Genomic DNA, 3,164 nt, shown 5'->3' with positions numbered 1-3,164 from the left:
CTTGGGCGTTGTATGGTTAAGCCTCTCGGGCAATTAGTATGAGTTAGCTTAACGTGTCACCACGCTTCCACATCTCACCTATCAACGTTGTGGTCTTCAACGACCCTTTAGTAGACTCGAAGTCTAAGGGATGACTCATCTTGTGGCCGGCTTCCCGCTTAGATGCTTTCAGCGGTTATCCGTTCCGAACGTAGCTACCGGGCAGTGCCATTGGCATGACAACCCGAACACCAGCGGTTCGTTCACTCCGGTCCTCTCGTACTAGGAGCAACTCCACTCAATCATCCAACGCCCACGGCAGATAGGGACCGAACTGTCTCACGACGTTCTAAACCCAGCTCGCGTACCACTTTAAATGGCGAACAGCCATACCCTTGGGACCGACTTCAGCCCCAGGATGTGATGAGCCGACATCGAGGTGCCAAACACCGCCGTCGATATGAACTCTTGGGCGGTATCAGCCTGTTATCCCCGGAGTACCTTTTATCCGTTGAGCGATGGCCCTTCCATACAGAACCACCGGATCACTATGACCTACTTTCGTACCTGCTCGACGTGTCTGTCTCGCAGTTAAGCTGGCTTCTACCATTACACTAACCGTACGATGTCCGACCGTACTTAGCCAACCTTCGTGCTCCTCCGTTACTCTTTAGGAGGAGACCGCCCCAGTCAAACTACCCACCAGACACTGTCCGCAATCCCGATTCAGGGACCTACGTTAGAACATCAAACATACAAGGGTGGTATTTCAAGGACGGCTCCATCGTGACTAGCGTCACAACTTCAAAGCCTCCCACCTATCCTACACATGTAGGGTCAATGTTCAGTGCCAAGCTATAGTAAAGGTTCACGGGGTCTTTCCGTCTAGCCGCGGGTATACGGCATCTTCACCGCAATTTCAATTTCACTGAGTCTCGGCTGGAGACAGCCTGGCCATCATTACACCATTCGTGCAGGTCGGAACTTACCCGACAAGGAATTTCGCTACCTTAGGACCGTTATAGTTACGGCCGCCGTTTACCGGGGCTTCGATCAAGAGCTTCGCTTGCGCTAACCCCATCAATTAACCTTCCGGCACCGGGCAGGTGTCACACCCTATACGTCCTCTTGCGAGTTTGCAGAGTGCTGTGTTTTTAATAAACAGTTGCAGCCAGCTGGTCACTGCGACTCTCTATTGCTTACGGAGCAAGTCCTTCACAACAAAGAGCGTACCTTCTCCCGAAGTTACGGTACTATTTTGCCTAGTTCCTTCAGCCGAGTTCTCTCAAGCGCCTTGGTATGCTCTACCTGACCACCTGTGTCGGTTTAGGGTACGGTCACCAATACCTGAAGCTTAGAGGCTTTTCCTGGAAGCATAGCGTTAACAGCTTCGTGTCCTTAGACACTCGTCTCGTATCTCAGCATTAAGAAACCGGATTTACCTAATCTCTCTGCCTACATACTTTCACGCGGACTACCAACGCCGCGCCTGCCTAGCTTTCTCCGTCCCCCCATCGCAGTATTGGCCGGTACAGGAATATTAACCTGTTTCCCATCGACTACGCCTTTCAGCCTCGCCTTAGGAGCCGACTCACCCTACCCTGATTAGCATGGGATAGGAACCCTTGGTCTTTCGGCGGGGAAGTTTTTCACTCCCCTTATCGTTACTCATGTCAGCATTCGCACTTCTGATACCTCCAGCAAACCTCCCGGTCTACCTTCAACGGCTTACAGAACGCTCCTCTACCACTTGTGCAAGCACAAGTCCGCAGCTTCGGTGAATGATTTAGCCCCGTTACATCTTCCGCGCAGGCCGACTCGACTAGTGAGCTATTACGCTTTCTTTAAAGGGTGGCTGCTTCTAAGCCAACCTCCTAGCTGTCTATGCCTTCCCACATCGTTTTCCACTTAATCATTACTTTGGGACCTTAGCTGGCGGTCTGGGTTGTTTCCCTTTTCACGACGGACGTTAGCACCCGCCGTGTGTCTCCCGGATATTACTCACTGGTATTCGGAGTTTGCATGGGGTTGGTAAGTCGGGATGACCCCCTAGCCCAAACAGTGCTCTACCCCCAGTGGTATTCGTCCGAGGCGCTACCTAAATAGCTTTCGAGGAGAACCAGATATCTCCGAGCTTGATTAGCCTTTCACTCCGATCCACAAGTCATCCCCTACTTTTTCAACAGTAGTGGGTTCGGTCCTCCAGTTAGTGTTACCCAACCTTCAACCTGCTCATGGATAGATCGCCCGGTTTCGGGTCTACACCCTGCAACTATTCGCCCAGTTAAGACTCGGTTTCCCTACGGCTCCCCTATTCGGTTAACCTCGCTACAGAATGTAAGTCGCTGACCCATTATACAAAAGGTACGCAGTCACCCAACAAAGTGGGCTCCCACTGCTTGTACGTACACGGTTTCAGGTTCTATTTCACTCCCTTTACAAGGGTTCTTTTCGCCTTTCCCTCACGGTACTGGTTCACTATCGGTCAGTCAGGAGTATTTAGCCTTGGAGGATGGTCCCCCCATGTTCAAACAGGATACCACGTGTCCCGTCCTACTCGTTTTCACTGTAAAGGCATTGTCGTGTACGGGGCTATCACCCTGTATCGCTGTTCTTTCCAGAACATTCCACTAACACCAATACAACTTAAGGGCTAATCCGCGTTCGCTCGCCGCTACTAACGGAATCTCGGTTGATTTCTTTTCCTCGGGGTACTTAGATGTTTCAGTTCTCCCGGTTTGCCTCGTTACACTATGTATTCATGTAACGATAACGCATAAATGCGCTGGGTTTCCCCATTCGGATATCTGCGGGTCTAACGCCTCTTACCGGCTTCCCACAGCTTTTCGCAGGTTAGTACGTCCTTCATCGCCTCTGACTGCCAAGGCATCCACCGTGTACGCTTAGTCACTTAACCATACAACCCCAAGATGTCTTGGAAATGCACAGTTGTGAGTAAGGTATACAATTAAATGTAACCTTAGTTTGTTACTTTTTACATCAGCTTGCCAAATTGTTAAAGAGCAGTTTGAGATAAACTCAAAAAGCATAACACTATATAAATGCTATCTTTTTTGAATTTTTAGAGCAGGTTTTTAAAACCAGAAGTGGTGGAGTTAAGCGGGATCGAACCGCTGACCTCCTGCGTGCAAGGCAGGCGCTCTCCCAGCTGAGCTATAACCCCA

Annotated in this window: 1 tRNA gene and 1 rRNA gene; both read right to left on the bottom strand. The window is 50.3% G+C overall.

The annotated features are described in order from the left end of the window. Positions 1-12: 12 nt before the first annotated feature. Positions 13-2,896 (bottom strand): 23S ribosomal RNA (locus WG68_RS18830). 191 nt (positions 2,897-3,087) lie between these two features. Continuing rightward, positions 3,088-3,163 (bottom strand) — tRNA-Ala (locus tag WG68_RS18825). Position 3,164: the final 1 nt, after the last annotated feature.

This window comes from Arsukibacterium ikkense (assembly GCF_000987775.1).
In the GTDB taxonomy this organism is placed as follows: Bacteria; Pseudomonadota; Gammaproteobacteria; order Enterobacterales; family Alteromonadaceae; genus Alishewanella; species Alishewanella ikkense.
Note: the sequence above shows the minus strand (reverse complement) of the source record. Positions and strands in the feature narration are given on the sequence as shown.